We start from the raw sequence: 17,504 nt of genomic DNA on the forward strand, positions 1-17,504 counted from the left end.
CGGAGCACGGTCGTGCTGTCTCCAACCTGCACGCGTGCAAGCTCGATGAAGTGATTGTCCCCATAAGAGACTGGGCGTCAGATAGCAGGCACCTGTCAGGTTTCTGGCACGTTCACCGGCAGACACTGATGGTTGGTGCAGCACCCACGGCGCCACGGCATCAGACAGCATCAGACGGGTACCGAAGGTGCCGGGAACCGCTGCACGCTCACCGCTGCTCAAACACGCGGTGCGCCCAGATGGCCACCGGCCCCGATCAGGACGCAGGCTAGGACCATGACAGCAGCACCCCCTCCCATCGCCCTGACCATCGCCGGTTCCGAGGCCTCCGGCGGCGCCGGCGCCCAGACCGACCTCAAGACCTTCCACACCCTCGGCGTCTTCGGTTGCACGGCCCTGACCTGCATCGTGTCCATGGACCCCAAGGACAATTGGAACCACCGCTTCGTCCCGGTGGACCCCGGCGTCATCGCCGACCAGATCGAGACCTGCGCCGCCGTCCACTCGCGTGTCGACGCCGTCAAGATCGGCATGCTGGGCACGGCGCCCACCATCGACGTCGTCGAGCAGGCGCTGGAGACCTACGACTTCCCCGCCGTGGTGCTCGACCCGGTCCTCATCTGCAAGGGCCAGGAGTTCGGTGGCGCCCTGGAGGTGGACAACGCCCTGCGCTCCAAGATCCTGCCGCGTGCCACGATGACCACTCCGAACCTCTTCGAGGCCGCCACCCTGGCCGGCACGGAAGAGATCACGACGGTCGATCAGCTCAAGGACGCCGCCAAGCGCATCCACGACCAGGGGGTCCCCAACGTCCTGGCCAAGGCCGGCCCGTCGCTCGGCACCGGCACCGCGCTGGACGTCTTCTACGACGGCACCACCCTGGAGGTCCTTGAGGTCGAGGCCGTGGGCACCGAACGAGTCCACGGCGCCGGCTGCACCCTGGCGGCCGCGGTCACCGCCGAGCTCGCCAAGGGTGCCACCCCGCTGGAGGCCGCCGTGACGGCCAAGGAGGTCGTCTCCTCCTCCATCCGGCACGGGCTGCGCGGCAACATGCCCTTCCTCTACGTCTACCAGGGCGAGTACCGACCGGTCTGAGGCCCGCCACCGCCGTTTCCCGCAGTTCGCCGAGGTTCTCCGCAGGCTTTCACCATCTGTACGTCCGCCGTCAACGGCCACCAGCGCCGTTGACGGCGGACGTCCGTCAAAGTCGGGTCATTTTGTCACTCAGGGAGACTTTTCCCGTGGCCTGACGGCGCCACCACCTCACCCGCAGAGCTCTGACCTGGGCAGTCATCCTGTCCTCCCACCGAGAAGCAGCACCTGGCGACCTAAAAGTCTCCGCCGGTGACACAGCGGGCCAGGCGATCCGGGACGCACTCACGCCCCACTAGATAGATAGCCGAGTAACTAGGTAGCCTATATACCGTGGATACCTCAACAGCCCGTCTGCTGCGCGGCTTCCTGGAACCCTGCCTGCTCTCACTGCTGGACGAGCACGCCGACTACGGCCTGTCACTGGCTCAACGCCTCGCCGCCGCCGGACTGGACGAGGTGCCCGGCGGCACGCTCTACCCGGCCCTCATGCGGATGGAGAAGCGCGGCCTCGTCGCGGTCTCCTGGCGTCCCTCCACCTCGGGACCCGCCCGCAAGTACTACGAGCTGACGGAGGCCGGACGCACAGAGCTCGCTGCACGGCGGGCCGAGTGGCGGGTCTTCTCCACAGCCGTTGGCGCCCTCATCGAGGGTCGGCGGGCCCGAGCGGAGGCCTCCTCGTGAACCGCGCTCAAGAACCTCGCGATTCCGCACTGGGCCCAACCGACTGGTACCGGAACTTCGAGGAGGAACTGGCCTCATACGGTCTTCCAGCTCCCGAGGTCGCGCGCACGACCGCATCGACCCGAGCCGAGGCGGAGGCGGCCGGCGTGCCGCCCTCCGAGATGTATGGGCCGGCGGGCCTCTACGCCCGCGAGGTCGCCTCCGCTCTGCGCGACTACCAGGGAACGGCTCTCACCCCTGCGCCCAGCCCCTTGACCGACAGTCGCGCCGACCTCAGCTCGACCGACCTCGCCGACGCCTCCGGCCAGAAGGTCCTGGTCGGCACCGCCGAGCAGACGCCTGACTCACCCGCCGTCGTATCCACCAGCCCCTCATCCACCACTCCCGTCGTCCTGCGCCTGACGGAGGTCTCCGCCCGCCGCGGACGCCGCACGGTCCTGTCCGGCATCAACCTCACCGTCCACCGGGGCGAGGTCGTCGCCGTCGTCGGGGCCAACGGCGCCGGCAAGTCGACCCTGCTCCAGCTCTGCGCCGGCCTGCTGCGCGCGAGCAGCGGACGCATCGAGCGAACGCCGCGCTTCGGCTACGCGCCCCAGCTCGACTCCCTGGCTCCCCTGCTCACGGTCGATGAGCACCTCAGGCTCTTCGGCGCCGCGCGCGGCATGCGGCGGGGCCGCTCGGTCTCGACGGGGCACCGACTCCTGACCCGCCTGGGCTGGACCGCCCGAGGAGACCAGAGCACCGGAACGCTCTCCGGCGGCACCCAGCAGAAGCTGAACGTCGCCCTCGCCCAGCTCGATGCTCCCGAGCTGCTCCTGCTGGACGAGCCCTACCAGGGCCTGGACGCCCTGGCCTACGAGGACCTGTGGGCCCTCATCTCGGCCTGGCGCACCTCGGGTGCGGGCGTCCTGCTGGTCACCCATCTGCTGCGCGACGTCGACCTGGTCGACCGCGTCGTCGAGCTGCCGGCGCCGCAGGAAGGCAGCGGCCGGACGGCTCGCCGAGCACCCCGATGGACACGGCGGAAGGAACCCGCATGAGCACGCTGCCCTCTCACCACCCCACCACCAGAGCGGAGCCGCCCCATTCGGAGGGCTCCCGGTTCCGGTCGACGGCAGCGACCACGGGCCTCGTCGCCCTCATCACCCTGCGTGAGCTCGCCCGACGGCGCGGAGCCCTCGCACTGGCGACCCTCCTGCCACTGACCTTCTACCTGGTGCGCCTGGAGGCGCACTGGACCGCCATCCGGCTCCTGTCGATCGGCCTGGGGTGGGCGACGGCGACGCTGGCGCTGTTCACGCAGGTCTCATCCCGGTCGGTGGACCGCCGCCTGACCGTGAGCGGGGCGGACCCCACGGCGCTGCTGCTGGGACGCTACCTCGCCGTCCTCGGCCTGGGATGGAGCGTCGGACTGCTCTACAGCGGTCTGGTGCTGACCACCATCGGCGACGAGCTCACCCATCCAGGAGCGGTCCCGGTCATGCTGCTGCTGACGGCCACCGTCGCCACTCCCCTGGGCTCGCTGACCGCCGCCCTGGTCCCACGGGACCTGGAGGGCGCGCTTCTGCTGCTGTCGGTCATGGCGGTGCAGGTGCTCGTTGACCCCTCGGAGGGCTGGACCCGCGTCCTGCCACTGTGGTCCACGCGGGAGCTGGCCAGCGTCGTCGTGGAGAACCTGGGGTCACAGACCGCGACCTACCTGCACCGAGGACTGGCGCATGGCGTTGCTATGGCCATCCTGCTGACGGCGGCGAGCTGGGCAGTGGGCGTCCTGCGACTGCGCACGGTGCGCCTTCCGGCCCCCACGTGCGGGCGATATCAACCGAACCCCATCAACCCGATTAGCACGCACGAACGAAGATGAGTCGGAGACGTCACTGAAATCCGGAGGAACTTGCCCTCATCTCCCTGTCGAGGATGGCCAACAAAAAAAATTGGGGGGTAATTAAGGTGCTGCGCCACAATCACCTTACGATTGACGATAGAGGCTCGAACCAATAAGGGTAACGACCGGCACTCAAGAGATCGCTTACCGACTGCGAAGTGCACGAATTGCTAGGTAGCTCCAAAACCGAGAATAACTAGACCAGGACTACGAGCAACATGAATCCACTCACATCTCCGATATAATGCCACCACCCCCTAAGCAGTTGCACCACTTTCTATCTAAGAAAGGAGCGTGCGCGCTTACGGCACTGGAATATTATTTCGTAGCCACGACATCATCCGAAACTGCCAATATATCGTATACTCGCCTAACGCGATCTGGGGCGGTAAATAATTCATGGGCCCAGTCAAGGTTCCCTTGAGCCACATAAATCAGCGCATGCATAGAAGGTTATTCAGGGGTTGGTGTAGGCGTAGAGGGCTAGGGTGGCTGTGATAGTTTCTTTGAAGGTGTGCAGGGGGCGCCTGTAGTCGTGGGCCAGGATCTTCCAGGATTTGATGTGCGCGATGGTTCTCTCCACGACATACCGGATTTCATTTAGGGATTTGTTGGCCTGCTTCTGGGCCTTGGTGAGCTCACTGTTGGGAGGTTTCTTGTAGGGGGTGAGAACCCCGGTTCCGATGTAGCCTTTATCGGCGATGCAGCAGGAGGGGTCGATCTCCTCCAAGAGACCGGAGGTGGTGATGGCCTTGGTGTCGTGGGTGGCCCCCGGTAGCGGGTCTGAGGCCCACCGCAGGCGCCCGGCGGGGCTGACCAGCACTTGCAGGCTCAGGCCGGTGCGCTTGTGCTTGCCCGACCACAGGTCCGTCCGATCCTTCCAGCTCCAGCACGGCAGGAGCGTACCGTCGATGATGTGCACGCCCCCATGGGGGACCTCCTCGACGGTCGCCAGCACAGGCCCCAAGACCCTGGCGATGATCCGGGTGACCACCGAGATCGCCCGCGAGATCGTCGGCTGTGACACCCCCATGATCTCGGCGATCGCCTCCTGGGAGGTGTTGGTGCGCAAATACATCAACGTCGCCCGCACCGCGGCCAGTGGGCCAAGAATTCTTGGCGCCAAGGAGATCTCAGTATCACCCAGCACCATTTCCACCAGGCAGCTCAACTGCGTTCTGTCCAGGCCTGTGATACCCTTACCCATGACGGCTCGTTCCTGAGAGGTTTCATGTAGCAATCTGATTCTCTCAGACCAACGAGCCGTCACCCATTCAACACACCGAACCCCTAAACCCCCATACACGCCCCTGAATAACCTTCATAGTATATACATTGCTTACGGGGTTCAGAATCAACTTAAAACGTTGACGCCGCATAGATGAGAACATCGCTGGATCGCGTGATGCTGGGTAGTACACCTCGCTTCCACTAATGGCCTCCCAAAAGTCCTGAAACTCACCGAGGTCGTTTCCCCTTACTCCGCTCCACCTTTCAATATCTCGCCACGATGCACAAGCAATACGATTTCCACGCCACTGCCGAATACCCTCGTAGGAGAGTTCTACGTCACCAGGGTGACGGCGACAGGAATTTCTTCTGCACCAGAATTGTGCCCCACGAACCAAAAATATAATTCCAACCCCGGCGAAGATCGCGTTGAATGTTATCGACACCGATTCCGGAGCCGGGTCACCATCCCCCAGCATGAGAGCGAACAACACTCCGAATGTCACTGAAGCGCACCCCAATCGGAGTAGAACGGATGCAGCATCTGGATCGAACTTGTAATCTGCGGTTACAAGCACTCCGCTGGGCGTCTGCACCACCTCAGGTTTTATAGTGGAGTTTAAACGAGATTATTTTGTGAGTCGGTAGGGGAACTTGTTTGCCTGGATGAAGGTCTCGAATGCTTGTCGGGTTTGGGGGAATGTGGCTCTTTGGTGGTTGCTGATACTGTCCTTTGCTTCTTTCCAGACGTGCTCGATGGGGTTCTCGTCGGGGCTGTAGGCGGGTAGGTTGATCAGGTGGATCCTCTCGAGGTTCTTGATGGTCTTGAGGCTGTTTGTGAGCTTTGCTGAACGGTGCCAGGAGGCGTTGTCCCACACGATGACGATCTTCTTCTTGTCGGGGTGCTTCACGGTCAGGTCGATCAGGGCCTGGGTGATGGTGCCGGTGTCCTGCCAGTCGAGGGTCATCAAGTCGACGGTGCCGTCGGTCTCGTGCAGGAAGCCGATGTAGGACTGGGCCTGGCGGCGGCGGTCGACCTCCAGGCGGGCGGCGTCCCCCCGGCGGATCCACGCCCTGCGCACGATCGCCTCGTGCTCGATACGCACCTCGTCGGCGCACACCACCATCACCTCGGGATCGGACCACTTGCGGACGATCTCGGAACGGATCTGGCTCATGCGCTGGTCAACGTCCGCCTGGGGCGGGCGGCGCTGGTCAACGGTCTGGGGGCGGTGGAAGGACAGGCCCGCCATGTGCAGCAGGAACCGGTAGGAGGCGGCAGAGGCGTACTCCACCTCGAAGTGGTCGTAGACCCAGGCCGCCAGATGGGGCACGTCCCAGAACCCGATGGGCAGGCCCTGCTCCGACGGGGGCCGGGACAGTACCCCGGCCACCTCCTGGCGCTGGGTGGCGGTGAGCCTGGAGGCGTTGAGGTTGCCGGCGTGACCGGTGTGGATTGAGGCCAGGCGGTACCGGTTCCACTCCCGAGCCCAGCTGCGCACCGTCTCGGGCGTGCGCTCGACGACCTGGGCCACGACCGCGGTATCCACACCCTTGGACAGCAGCACGACCGCCTCGGACTTCAAACGCATCAACCTGTAAGGCGCCTGGTGCTTATAGCCCTGCAAAACAGTCCACTCATCATCACTAACCACGACCCTGTCCATCCCAGCATGATATTCCGCCCTCGACCCGAGAGCTCACACGAAACGCCGACAACACAAGAGACGACAACAAAAGAAGCCAGCACCAGCAGCCAAGCACCCCACGAGAAAGCGACACCCCCACATCGGACGCCCCACGAATACCCGATCACCAACCCAACAACAAAACCAGCAACACGAATCTTGTTTTAATCACACTATAACACTTTATAACCCGCCGATCTTGAGGATAGCAAGGTGTATCCACTCGCACAGAACGACCCAAGCATCAACAACGCATAACCGACCGGAACCAAGACCGAACCGAATGAACGTTCCATCGACCAAGCAAGCACCACAAAGCCAACACCAAGAAGAGGCCACAAGACTACGAAGAACCAAATATACCACTCATGTCTTCCGCTCGTACTGAGCCCGGAATAACTGCGCATGTTCTTCTCTGGCGCCCCCTGTGTCTCAGTAGTCACCAACCCAATTTATCCCATGCTTTCTTCGCCATGCCAGCCGCACCTTTCGCCACATCGACAGCTCCACCGAGCCATCGGCGGCCATGCCACCGCCCTCTCTCGCTGTCCTCGGGCTCCAGGCGCCGGCCTCGGTCCCGCTCGGCACCGGCGGGTGCCGAACCGGCCTACTCGTAGGTGGGCTCGGGGGTGACGTCGCGCGCCATGTTGGCGAAGCGCGAGACGTGCCCCTGGAAGGCCACGGGGATGGTGCGGGTCTGCCCGTTGCGGTGCTTGGCCACGATGATGTCGGCCTCGCCGGGGCGCTCCTCGTTGTTGTAGTACTCCGGGCGGTGCAGCAGCACGATGATGTCCGCGTCCTGCTCCAGCGACCCGGACTCGCGCAGGTCGCTCATCTGGGGCTTGTTGCCGGTACGCTGCTCGGGACCGCGGTTGAGCTGGGCGACGGCGATCACCGGGATCTCCAGCTCCTTGGCCAGCAGCTTGAGGGAGCGGGAGAACTCGGAGACCTCCTGCTGGCGCGACTCGACGCGCTTGCCCGAGCTCATGAGTTGGAGGTAGTCGATGACCATGAGCCCCAGGTTGTGCTGCTGCTTCATGCGCAGCGCCTTGGAGCGGATCTCCGGCATGGTGAGGTTGGGCGAGTCGTCGATGAACAGCGGCGCGTTGGAGACGGGGTTGTAGGCCACGGCGACGTCGGTCCAGTCCCGGTCCTCCATCTGGCGCGAGCCGCGCAGCTTGTTCATGTCCACGCTGGACTCGGCGGCCAGGATGCGCATCATGAGCTCCATGCGCCCCATCTCCAGGGAGAAGTAACAGCTCGTGATCCCGTGGTGGATCGACGCCGAGCGGCAGAAGTCCACGGCGAGCGTGGACTTGCCCATGGCGGGGCGCGCCGCCACGATGATCATCTGGCCGGGGTGCAGTCCGCCGGTGAGCTCGTCGAGCTCGATGAAGTCGGTGGGGACTCCGGTCAGGGCCCCGTTCTCGCGGTTCTGGGCGGCCTCAATCTCAAGGTTGGCTTCACCCAGGAGCTCGGAGACGGCGACGTAGTCCTCCTTCTCGCCGTCGTGGTGGGCCACCGAGTAGACCTCGGCCTCGGCCAGGGTAACGAGCTCGGCGATGTCGCCGGCGTCGGTGGAGTAGCCCAGCTGGGTGATACGGGTGCCGGCCTGGACCAGGCCGCGCATGAGCGCCTTGTCCTTGACGATGCGGGCGTAGTAGCCGGCGTTGGCGGCGGTGGGCACGGTGGCCATGAGTGAGGCCAGGTAGGGGGCGCCGCCGACGCGCTCGAGCTCGCCGCGCTTGGAGAGCTCGTCGGCCACGATGAGCGGATCAGCGGGCTCGGAGCGGTTGTAGACCTCGACGATGGCGTCGAAGATCGACTCGTGGGCCGAGCGGTAGAACTCCGGGCCGCGCAGCACGTCGATGACGTCGGTGATGGCCTCCTTGCTCAGGAGCATGCCGCCCAGCGTGGCCATCTCGGCCTCGAGGTCCTGGGGTGGGAGGCGGTCGAAGGCGGCGCTGTCGGTCCGGACGCTTCCGCCGCCGCCCTCCGAGCCGGCCTGCCCGCCCATGCCGTTGTCCATCCGGCCACCTTCCGCACTGTCACGCCGGTTGGCACCGGCCCCTCCTACCGCTCCCGACGGCGGAGCGCCGCGCCAGGAAGACGCTCGCCCGCGTGGAGCGCGCGTGACGATAACGCCATCGGTGAGCCCTCGCAAACTCTCAAGTTCGCCGACCTTGGGGATATCCGCACCCCCACTGTGGGAAGACCCCGGTTCCCTGGGGACACAGGCGCATCTGCTGTGGATACAGATGTGCGCACCTGGTGCAGCCGTACCAGCGAGAGCCGACTTTTCGTTGCTATCACTGACATCCGAGAGTTCAGGCTTCCTATAGGCACTTCCCACGACATCACAATGTGATCTGTGGACAAGTGGGTAAACCTGTGGACAAACATGACGCTCGACTTGAGGTCCACACCGTTTGTGGTACTCCTACAGGGGTATCCGCACCAGTTATCCCCAGGCTGAGCCGACTCCGGCGGACAACGGCCACACGAGCCATATTTCCAGGACTCTCCCAGACTATGTTGGGTTATCCTTCCGGAAAGTAGTTGTGCGATCCTCCAGAGAATCCGGCCTGCCGCCCGGCCGATGACGCCGGGGACCCGAGGTGCGGGTCCGGTCCTCAACCTGATCCTCAACCTGGCCATGAGGACCGCTTCGGCACAGGCAGGTTCGCCTCAACGATCTCATCCCACTGCGGTGGCGTGCGGTGGGTGTGCGCCGTCGAGCAGGCTCCGTGCGGCCCACCGCGCCCACCCGGTAACCGCCCAGGGCCTCCAGTGGTCCCCTCCGGTCCGCCGTGGTCCACAATGGGGCAGTGCCCGACGCCAGCAGCCCCGCTCCCACCAGCCTCAACCGCCAGGTCCTGTCCCTGGCCGTGCCCGCCCTGGGGGCGCTGATCGCTGAACCGCTCTTCGTCCTGGCGGACTCGGCGATGGTCGGCCACCTCGGTGCGGTCAGCCTGGCGGGCCTGTCGCTGGCCTCGACGATCCTGACGACGACGGTGGGCCTGTTCGTCTTCCTGGCCTACGCCACCACAGCGACGACCGCGCGCCTGTTCGGGGCGGGCCGGCGCACCCAGGGCCTGCGGGCCGGCGTCGACGGGATGTGGCTGGCGCTCCTGCTGGGGCTGGGTGCGGGCGCCTTCCTGGGACTGGGAGCCCCGTGGCTGACTCAGGCGATGGGCGCCCACGGCCCGGTGGCGCAGGCCGCCGTCGCCTACCTGCGCGCCTCCTGCCCGGGGCTGCCGGGCATGTTCGTCGTCCTGGCGGCCACCGGGGTGCTGCGCGGCCTGCTGGACACGCGCACGCCCTTCGTCGTGGCCAGCGGCGGGGCGGTCCTCAACGTCGTCGTCAACGCGATCCTGCTCTACGGGGTCGGGATGGGGATCGCGGGCTCGGGCGCCGGCACCGCGATCGCGCAGACGGCCATGGCGCTGGCGCTGGCGCGCCCGATCCTTCGGGAGGCCCGGGCGGCCGACGTCGGGCTGCTCCCCCACCGTGAGGGCCTGCGGGCCTCGCTGGGCAGCGGCACGCCACTGCTCATCCGCTCGCTGAGCCTGCGGGTGGCGATCCTGGCCACCGTATGGGCGGCGACGGCGCTCGGAGAGGTGCCGCTGGCGGCCCACCAGGTGGTGAACGCCCTGTGGACCTTCGCGGCCTTCGCCTTGGACGCCCTGGCCGTGGCGGCGCAGGCCCTCATCGGCACCGCCCTGGGACAGGCGCAGAGAGCCGGCGACGCGTCCACCGCGACCACCCCCGGCACCAGTACCGCCACTGACGCCTCGGCCAGCACCGCGCCCGACACGCCAGCCAGCACCGACGTGGACGCTCAGACCGCCTCGGCCACGGCGGGTTGGTCCATAGACGAGCTCCTGCGGCGGATGCTCACCTGGGGCGCCGGGACGGGCGTGCTCATCGGGGTGCTCATGGCGGCCGGTGCCGCCTGGCTGCCCCATGCCTTCACCTCCGACGCCGGCGTCATCGCGGCCGCGACCCCGACCCTGTTCGTGGCGGCCAGCGCGCTGCCGCTGGCCGGGGTCGTCTATCTTCTCGACGGCGTGCTCATGGGAGCCGGCGACGGCCGCTACCTGGCGTGGGCGGGTCTGGTGACGCTGGCGCCCTACGTCCCCCTGGCTCTGCTCATCGGCGGCGGTTTTCTGCCGGGCGCCACCGGTTCGACGTCGGGCCTGGTCGAGCTGTGGATCGCCTTCGCCTGGGTGTTCATGGCCGCCCGCGGCGCCACCACCTACCTGCGCGCCCGCGGCACGGCCTGGCGCCACTGAGTCGCCCGCGCTCGCCGGCCCTCGCCCGCCCTAGCGCACTGCTGCGCACTGCCCGCTCCCGCCCGCACGGTCGTATCTTAGGTCGCGCGTTCGAGGGGTAGAGGGTACGACCGCGCGACCTACCCTACGAACCGGAGGTCAGCACGAGGCCGGGACACCCTCAGCACGACGCCGTCGGGCCGGGGCGCCTCCCCGGAAGGAGGAGCCCCGGCCCGACGGCGGAAAGAAGCCCGGTGGCGCTCAGCGCGCGGGGACGACGTTGACCTCGAGGGGGGCCACGACGTCGGCGTGCAGGCGCACGGAGGCGCTGTGGCGGCCGGTCGACTTGATCGGCGGCACGACCTGGATCTTGCGGCGGTCGACGGCGGGGCCGCCGGCGGCCTTGACGGCGTCGGCCAGGGTCGCGGTGGTCACGGCGCCGAAGAGGCGGCCGTTGTCGCCCGCGGTGGCGGAGACGGTGACGACGTTCTCCTGCAGCCAGGCGCGCGCGGTCTGGGCGTGCTCAAGGGACTCGATGGAGCGCTTGCGACGCGCCTCGGCCATCTGGTCGATCTGGCGCTGGGCGCCCTTGGTCCACGGGGTGGCCAGCTTGCGGGGCAGGAGGTAGTTACGGGCGTAGCCGTCCTTGACCTCCACGACCTCGCCGGCGGAGCCGAGGTGGGAGACGTCGTGCGTGAGGATGAGCTTGGTGGTCATGTGCGCGTGCCTCCGATCAGCGAGCCGAGCTCGAGTAGGGCAGCAGAGCCATCTCGCGGGCGTTCTTCACGGCCTTGGCGATCTTGCGCTGCTCCTGGACGGAGACGCCGGTGACGCGCCGGGCGCGGATTTTGCCGCGGTCGGAGATGAACTTCCGCAGCGTGGCGGTGTCCTTGTAGTCGATGGTGCCGACCTTGATGGCCTTGACGGGGCTGACCTTCTTCTTCGGCTTGCGAAGTTGGGGCTTCGCCATGGTGGTACTCCTTGGTCTGAGCGCCTGGGCGCTCTACGAGATGAAAAGTGTGGTGTGTTTGAGGGAACGGGTCGACGACGTCGCGGCTTTAGAACGGGGGCTCGTCACCGAAGGAGGTGGAGCCGCCCGTGGCCCACGGGTCGTCCGCGGCGCCGCCGGCGGGGGCGTTGTACCCGGACTGGCCCTGGCCGCCGAAGCCGCCACCGCCGTTGTAGCCGCCCTGCTGGGGGCCGCCCTGGTTGTATCCGCCCTGACCCTGGTTGCCGAAGCCGCCACCCTGGGGTCCGCCCTGGCCGCCGCCGAAGCCGCCCTGACCGCCCCCGCGGGGCTGGCGGGTGACCTGGGCCTTGGCGTAGCGCAGGGAGGGGCCGATCTCATCGACCTGCATCTCCACCACCGTGCGGTTCTCGCCCTCACGGGTGGTGAAGGAGCGCTGGACCAGACGGCCCTGGACGATGACCCTTGTGCCCTTGGTCAGCGACTCGGCCACGTTCTCCGCGGCGTCGCGCCAGATCGAGCAGCGCATGAACAGGGTCTCCCCGTCCTTCCACTCACCGGCCTGGCGGTCGAAGGTGCGCGGCGTGGAGGCGACGGTGAAGGAGGCCACCGCTGCCCCGGAGGGCGTGAAGCGCATCTCGGGGTCCGCGGTGAGGTTCCCGACGATGGTGATGATGGTGTCTCCGGCCATGGCGTTGTCTCCGTTCCCGGTAGAGGCTCAGGCCTCGGGACGCAGCAGCTTGGTGCGCAGGACGGTCTCGTTGAGGCCGAGCTGGCGGTCGAGCTCCTGGGCGGTCTCGGGCGTGGTGGTCATGTCCACGACGGCGTAGAAGCCCTCGGACTTCTTCTTGATGTCGTAGGCCAGCCGGCGCTTGCCCCAGATGTCGACCTTGTCCACGGTGCCCCCGTTGCTGGGGACGACCTGCAGCAGCTTCTCGAGCGTCGCGTTGGCGGTGCGCTCGTCCGTCTCGGGGTCGAGGATGATCATGATCTCGTAGTGACGCATGCTTGGTACCCACCTCCTCTGGTCTGTGGCGGTCACGGTCCTTCCGTGACAGGAGGGTGATGCGTGCGGCGCACCATCCGGCGGAAAACGGCTCATCCGCCCGACGACGCAGCCAGTTCGCCACATTACCGGACAACCCGGTGGCCCTGAAAGCCGAGACGGTGGGCCGACGACGTGCCATGCAACACGTCGTCGGCCCACCGTCGGGTGCACGCCGAGAGGCGGGTGTCAGCTGCGGAGAAGTGGGACGTTAGCCGTCACGGCCCTGAGGACCGCCCTGTTGCGGTGCTCCGCCAACTTGTCCCTGGCCGTCTTGACCGCCTTGGCCAGCACCACCTTGACCACCCTGACCAGGACCAGGAACATCGCCTCGGTCGCCGCTGCCAGGAACTTCGGTCTGTTCACCACTGCCGTTACGATCGCCGTCACCAATACCAGATGTAGGTCCAGACGTTGACTGATCGCCAGGCGGCTGCGTGCCCTGCTGAGTCGCCTCCGGCGTGGGCTGCTCCGTGGGCGCCTGGGTCTCCTCGGGCCGGGCGGTGGGGGCCAGCGTCGACTCGTCCTCCGGCTCGGCGGTGGGCTTGGCGGTACCGGTGCCGCCGCCACGCGTCGCGGGGATCTCGGCGGGTTCCGGGAACTCCTCGACCTTCAGTCCCTCATGGGCGACCTTCATGTAGTCGATGAAGATGTCGGCCGGGTAGGTCGAGCCGGTGATCTCGTCGTACTCGCCCCAGGGCTCGATCGACTCCTCCGAGCCGTCCTCACCGGTCTGGTAGAGGGTCACCGCGGTAACCACCTGCGGGGTGAAGCCCACGAACTGGGCGGACTTGTTGTCCGACGACGACCCGGTCTTCGCGGCGACCGGACGGTCCATCTGGGCGGCCACCTTGTCCGCGCTGCCGTTCGCACCGGAGACGACCTGCTGGAGGGCGTAGGTCGTGTCCGCCATGACGTCCTCCTCGAACTCCCGCTTCCCCGTGGTCGACGGGGTGTAGTGATCCCCGCCGTCGGGGTTCTTGACGGAGGCCACGATGTGGGTGTCACGTTTGACGCCCTGAGCGGCAAAGGTGGAGTAGGCCGAGGCGATGTCGATCGTGTGCGGTGAGGCCGATCCCAGGACGTTCTGCACGAGCTCCCGTTCCTCGTCGGACTCCAGCCCCTTGGTCTTTTGGGGATAGCCGGCACGGTTGGCCACACTGGCCGTCGCCTGCGAGTCAACCTGGTTGGACAGGTCCCGGTTGAGCTGGAGGTAGGGGGTGTTGAGCGACTGCTCCGTGGCCTCAGTCAGACTGGCCGACTTCAGGGAGACGTTCTTGAAGTTCTGGAACTCGTGCCCCTCGATGGTCATCGGCGAGGTGGCCGGGTAGCTGCTCCCCAGGGCCCACCCGTTCTCCAGAGCGGCCACCAGCGCGAAGGGCTTGAAGGTCGAGCCCGCCTGGGCGATGGCATCGGTCGAGGTGTTGACCTGGCTGGTCAGATAGTCCTCGCCTCCGTAGAGCGCCAGGATGCCCCCCGTCTTGGGGTCGATGGACACCAGCGCCTTGCGCAGGTTCGGGGAGGCGCCCGCGGGCAGGGAGTTGACCGCGTTGACGGCCGCGTCCTGATCCTTCTGATTGATCGTGGTGACGATCTTGTAGCCACCGGTGTCGATCTGCTCAGGCGCGATTCCGGCCTTGTCCTCGAGCTCGCTGCGCACCATCTGGAGCAGGTATCCGTTGGTCCCGGAGTACACCTGCTTGGTCTGGGACTCGATGGTCTGGGGCATGCCCGCCTGCTTGGCGGAGTCGTACTGCTCCTGGGTGATGTAGCCGTCGTCGGCCATGAACTGGAGGACTCGCGCCCAGCGCTCCTGGGCCTTGTCCGGGTTCTCGGCCGGGTCCCAGGCACTGGGGGAGGGCAGGATTCCCGCCAGGAGCGCGGCCTCGGACGGACTCAGGTCCTTGGCGGCCTTGCCGAAGAACGCCTGAGAGGCCGCCTCGATGCCGTAGGCACCACGGCCGTAGTAGACCGTGTTGAGGTAGTCGCCCAGAATCTCCTTCTTGGACTTCTCCCGGTCGATCTTGATGGCCATGATGGCCTGCTTGAACTTGCCGCTGTAGGAGCTCGTGGTGTCGACGTAGTAGTTCTTGACGTACTGCTGCGTCAGGGTCGAGGCGCCCTGCGTGTCGCCTCCGCGCAGGTTGTTCACCAGCGCACGGGCGATGCCCTTGGGGTCGACGCCCTGGTTGGAGTAGAAGGAGCGGTCCTCGGAGGCCACGACCGAGTTGCCCACGTACTCCGGCAGGGAGGAGGCGTCCACGGAGGTTCGGTTGATCTCGGCGAACCGGCCCATCTCCGTGGTTCCGTCGGCGTAGTAGACGGTGCTGCTCTGCGCCAGGGCGAACTCACTGGGCTTGGGGACCTTGACCGTGTTGTAGGCCCACATGAAGGCGCCGACAAGGCTGAGGACCCCCAGCAGGAAGGTGCCCAGGACGAACCGCCAGCTGGGGATCCAGCGATGGATCCGGCCCTTGCCGGCGCGAGGGTAGTTGAAGAAACGACGCTTGCGCCCCGAGGCGGAGTCCTTGGACCGCTCGGCCTGCGAGGGCCGGCGATTCCTTCCGGGCTTCTTACCAGACCCCGAGGCCTTGCTCAGCGCCTGCCGGCCGGCGCTGGCCACCTGGGACAGCTTGTTGCCGACGGGGCGGCTGGGTCCGCCCCCGTTCGTGCCTTCTGCCACGCGCTCCTCGTTTCGGTTGACTGTCATGGAGGTGACTGGGTACCGCGACGGCGCGGGGGATAACGCTCCGGTTGCGGTCGTAGCTTCCATCATGACCGATGTTGGCTGCCGGCGCTGACTCAGACACCGGTCGCCGTCGTGCAGGACTGCCGACGGCGATCAGGCGCGATCGCTGCGGACAAGCCGCATCGGGCGTCGACTGCGGTCCAGTATGGGGGAACAGTGGGGAGTGACGGTAGCGATGCGGACCTGGGAACCAGCCATGACACCACCGCCAGGCGTTACCTTAACGCCACCTGATTCGCCCTGACCAGCACGCTCACGCGCTTTGGGAGCCGTACCCGAGTGGCTGCGGAACCAGAATGTGAGTTCGCGCCCAGCCGGCACCGAGACCCTCAGCAGCAGGAACAGCCGGTACGGGTCGGGACAATAGTCCCCGCCCAACAGTGAGACACTGGACACAACACTGACAGGGTGTCAGTTCCACTCATCCGCTCCTCGCCCGCTTGAGGAGCGCCGGCTACCGCCCGTCCAGCTCACTGGGGAGATCCGCCATGGACGCCAGCTCCGCCCTCCAGACCCTCAGCATCATCGTCCAAGTCATCATCATCCTCTCCTGCCTCATCGTCGGGGCGAAGAAGGGCGGGATCGCCCTCGGTCTCATCGCCGGGATCGGCCTGCTGGTCCTCGTCTTCGGATTCCGTCTGGAGCCGGGCGAGGCACCGGTCGACGTCATCCTCACCATCCTGGCCGTCATCGGATGCGCCGCCACCCTCCAGCAGTCCGGCGGCCTGGACGTCATGATGCAGATGGCCGAGCGGGTCCTGCGCCGACATCCCGAGCAGATCACCATCCTGGGCCCGTGCGTCACCTGGTTCCTCACCGTCCTGTGCGGAACCGGCCACGTCGTCTACACGATGCTCCCGATCATCGCGGACATCGCCATCAAGAAGGGCATCAGGCCCGAGCGCCCCATGGCCGCCTCCTCGGTCGCCGCCCAGATGGGGATCACCGCCTCACCGGTCTCCGTGGCCACGGTGTCCGTGGTCTCCATCATCGCCAAGAACACCGACCGGCACTGGTCCGTCCTCCAGATCCTGGCGATCTCCATCCCGGCGTCGCTGTGCGGCGTGCTCCTGGCCTCCCTGTGGTCGATGCGCCGCGGCAAGGACCTGGACAAGGACGAGGAGTACCAGAAGCGCCTGGAGGACCCGGAGTTCCGGGCCGCCGTCCAGTCCAGCTCCGAGACCCTCATCGGCAAGGTGTTCCCGCCCGAGGCCTACCGCGCCACCTGGATCTTCCTGGGCGCCATCGCCGCCGTCGTCGTCCTGGGCGCCTTCGACGTGCTGCGCCCCCAGTTCCCCACGGGCGACGGCGGCAAGATGGAGCACCTGAGCATGAACCTCGTCATCCAGATGGTGATGCTCGCAGCCGGGGCCCTCATCCTGCTGACCTGCAAGGTGCAGGCCGGCAAGATCGCCTCCACCCCCGTGTTCAAGGCCGGCGCCACCGCCATGTTCTCCATCTTCGGGGTCGCCTGGATGACCGAGACGGTCGTTCACGCACACCTGGAGGATCTGGAGCACGGCCTGGCCGGCGTCCTGTCGAACCACGTGTGGATGTACGCCATCGTCCTGTTCATCATCGGCAAGCTGGTGAACTCCCAGGCGGCCGGCCTGCTCATCGTCGCCCCCATGGCCCTGTCGCTCGGGGTGAGCCCGGTCGTCGTCGTCGGGTTCATCGGCGCCTCCTACGGGTACTTCATCCTGCCGACCTACCCCTCGGACCTGGCGGCGATCGGCTTCGATCCCACCGGGACCACGCGCATCGGCAAGTACGTCATCAACCACTCCTTCCTGGTACCCGGGCTCATCGGCGTCATCACCTCCTGCCTCGTGGGCACCGCCCTGTCCCAGCTGCTGCTGTCCTGACCGGCCCTCAGTGTCAGTGCGACCC

14 protein-coding genes are annotated in these 17,504 nt (G+C 66.6%); 6 read left to right on the forward strand and 8 right to left on the reverse strand.

All coding sequences use genetic code 11. From position 1 onward, the window contains the following. Positions 1-276: 276 nt before the first annotated feature. The 4 genes from thiD (at position 277) to EL340_RS11280 (ending at position 3,640) form a co-directional block, all read left to right on the forward strand. Positions 277-1,095, forward strand: coding sequence for a bifunctional hydroxymethylpyrimidine kinase/phosphomethylpyrimidine kinase (thiD, locus tag EL340_RS11265; protein ID WP_126414633.1), 819 nt, complete (start codon positions 277-279; stop codon positions 1,093-1,095). A 330-nt stretch (positions 1,096-1,425) separates the two neighbouring features. Further along, complete coding sequence (locus EL340_RS11270; RefSeq protein ID WP_126414634.1) at positions 1,426-1,776, forward strand: PadR family transcriptional regulator; 351 nt, start codon at positions 1,426-1,428, stop codon at positions 1,774-1,776. Continuing rightward, entirely contained in the window at positions 1,773-2,816 is a 1,044-nt protein-coding gene (locus EL340_RS11275; RefSeq protein ID WP_126414635.1) for an ABC transporter ATP-binding protein, read from the forward strand. The genes EL340_RS11270 and EL340_RS11275 overlap by 4 nt, the downstream gene beginning before the upstream one ends. After that, entirely contained in the window at positions 2,813-3,640 is an 828-nt protein-coding gene (locus EL340_RS11280) for an ABC transporter permease (RefSeq protein ID WP_126414636.1), read from the forward strand. Before EL340_RS11275 ends, EL340_RS11280 begins: the two co-directional genes overlap by 4 nt. Before the next feature lie 478 nt (positions 3,641-4,118). Here the strand turns inward: EL340_RS11280 and EL340_RS11285 are convergent, their stop codons facing one another. The 3 genes from EL340_RS11285 to dnaB all read right to left on the reverse strand — a co-directional run bounded on the left by EL340_RS11285 (position 4,119) and on the right by dnaB (position 8,608). Next, a complete protein-coding gene (locus EL340_RS11285; protein ID WP_197722279.1) occupies positions 4,119-4,868 on the reverse strand; it encodes a transposase family protein in 750 nt (249 codons plus the stop codon). A 652-nt stretch (positions 4,869-5,520) separates the two neighbouring features. Then, positions 5,521-6,483 carry an IS630 family transposase gene (locus tag EL340_RS11290; RefSeq protein ID WP_232022928.1) on the reverse strand — a complete coding sequence of 321 codons (963 nt, stop codon included), beginning with the start codon at positions 6,481-6,483 and terminating at the stop codon, positions 5,521-5,523. Positions 6,484-7,186: 703 nt separating this feature from the next. Beyond that, positions 7,187-8,608 carry a replicative DNA helicase gene (dnaB, locus tag EL340_RS11295; protein ID WP_126414637.1) on the reverse strand — a complete coding sequence of 474 codons (1,422 nt, stop codon included), beginning with the start codon at positions 8,606-8,608 and terminating at the stop codon, positions 7,187-7,189. Between the two features lie 799 nt (positions 8,609-9,407). Here dnaB and EL340_RS11300 point away from each other — a divergent pair. After that, entirely contained in the window at positions 9,408-10,874 is a 1,467-nt protein-coding gene (locus tag EL340_RS11300) for an MATE family efflux transporter (protein ID WP_126414638.1), read from the forward strand. A gap of 240 nt (positions 10,875-11,114) precedes the next feature. On the opposite strand, the gene rplI is transcribed toward EL340_RS11300, so the two are convergent. From rplI to EL340_RS11325, 5 genes are all read right to left on the reverse strand, one after another. Beyond that, positions 11,115-11,570, reverse strand: coding sequence for a 50S ribosomal protein L9 (rplI, locus tag EL340_RS11305; RefSeq protein WP_003783683.1), 456 nt, complete (start codon positions 11,568-11,570; stop codon positions 11,115-11,117). A gap of 16 nt (positions 11,571-11,586) precedes the next feature. Further along, positions 11,587-11,823 (reverse strand): 30S ribosomal protein S18, encoded by a 237-nt coding sequence (gene rpsR / locus EL340_RS11310; protein ID WP_003783656.1) that lies wholly within the window; start codon positions 11,821-11,823, stop codon positions 11,587-11,589. Positions 11,824-11,911: 88 nt separating this feature from the next. Beyond that, positions 11,912-12,511 carry a single-stranded DNA-binding protein gene (locus tag EL340_RS11315; protein WP_126414639.1) on the reverse strand — a complete coding sequence of 200 codons (600 nt, stop codon included), beginning with the start codon at positions 12,509-12,511 and terminating at the stop codon, positions 11,912-11,914. A 27-nt stretch (positions 12,512-12,538) separates the two neighbouring features. Then, positions 12,539-12,826: a 30S ribosomal protein S6 gene (gene rpsF, locus EL340_RS11320; RefSeq protein WP_126414640.1), complete on the reverse strand. Its 288-nt coding sequence runs from the start codon at positions 12,824-12,826 to the stop codon at positions 12,539-12,541. 250 nt (positions 12,827-13,076) lie between these two features. After that, positions 13,077-15,575, reverse strand: a complete 2,499-nt coding sequence (locus EL340_RS11325; protein ID WP_232023041.1) for a transglycosylase domain-containing protein — start codon at positions 15,573-15,575, stop codon at positions 13,077-13,079. 527 nt (positions 15,576-16,102) lie between these two features. On the opposite strand from EL340_RS11325, the gene EL340_RS11330 reads away from it, so the two are divergent. Then, positions 16,103-17,479 carry an anaerobic C4-dicarboxylate transporter gene (locus EL340_RS11330; RefSeq protein WP_126414641.1) on the forward strand — a complete coding sequence of 459 codons (1,377 nt, stop codon included), beginning with the start codon at positions 16,103-16,105 and terminating at the stop codon, positions 17,477-17,479. Positions 17,480-17,504: the final 25 nt, after the last annotated feature.

Origin of the sequence: Actinomyces viscosus (assembly GCF_900637975.1) — a bacterium.
In the GTDB taxonomy this organism is placed as follows: Bacteria; Actinomycetota; Actinomycetes; order Actinomycetales; family Actinomycetaceae; genus Actinomyces; species Actinomyces viscosus.

Excerpts from the sequence above, each read along its gene's own strand:
- EL340_RS11330 (WP_126414641.1), top strand. The coding sequence starts at position 16,103 with ATGGACGCCAGCTCCGCCCTCCAGACCCTCAGCATCATCGTCCAAGTC.
- EL340_RS11290 (WP_232022928.1), bottom strand. The coding sequence starts at position 6,483 with ATGCGTTTGAAGTCCGAGGCGGTCGTGCTGCTGTCCAAGGGTGTGGAT.
- rpsR (WP_003783656.1), bottom strand. The coding sequence starts at position 11,823 with ATGGCGAAGCCCCAACTTCGCAAGCCGAAGAAGAAGGTCAGCCCCGTC.
- dnaB (WP_126414637.1), bottom strand. The coding sequence starts at position 8,608 with ATGGACAACGGCATGGGCGGGCAGGCCGGCTCGGAGGGCGGCGGCGGA.
- rpsF (WP_126414640.1), bottom strand. The coding sequence starts at position 12,826 with ATGCGTCACTACGAGATCATGATCATCCTCGACCCCGAGACGGACGAG.
- EL340_RS11315 (WP_126414639.1), bottom strand. The coding sequence starts at position 12,511 with ATGGCCGGAGACACCATCATCACCATCGTCGGGAACCTCACCGCGGAC.
- rplI (WP_003783683.1), bottom strand. The coding sequence starts at position 11,570 with ATGACCACCAAGCTCATCCTCACGCACGACGTCTCCCACCTCGGCTCC.
- EL340_RS11325 (WP_232023041.1), bottom strand. The coding sequence starts at position 15,575 with ATGACAGTCAACCGAAACGAGGAGCGCGTGGCAGAAGGCACGAACGGG.
- EL340_RS11285 (WP_197722279.1), bottom strand. The coding sequence starts at position 4,868 with ATGGGTAAGGGTATCACAGGCCTGGACAGAACGCAGTTGAGCTGCCTG.
- EL340_RS11280 (WP_126414636.1), top strand. The coding sequence starts at position 2,813 with ATGAGCACGCTGCCCTCTCACCACCCCACCACCAGAGCGGAGCCGCCC.
- thiD (WP_126414633.1), top strand. The coding sequence starts at position 277 with ATGACAGCAGCACCCCCTCCCATCGCCCTGACCATCGCCGGTTCCGAG.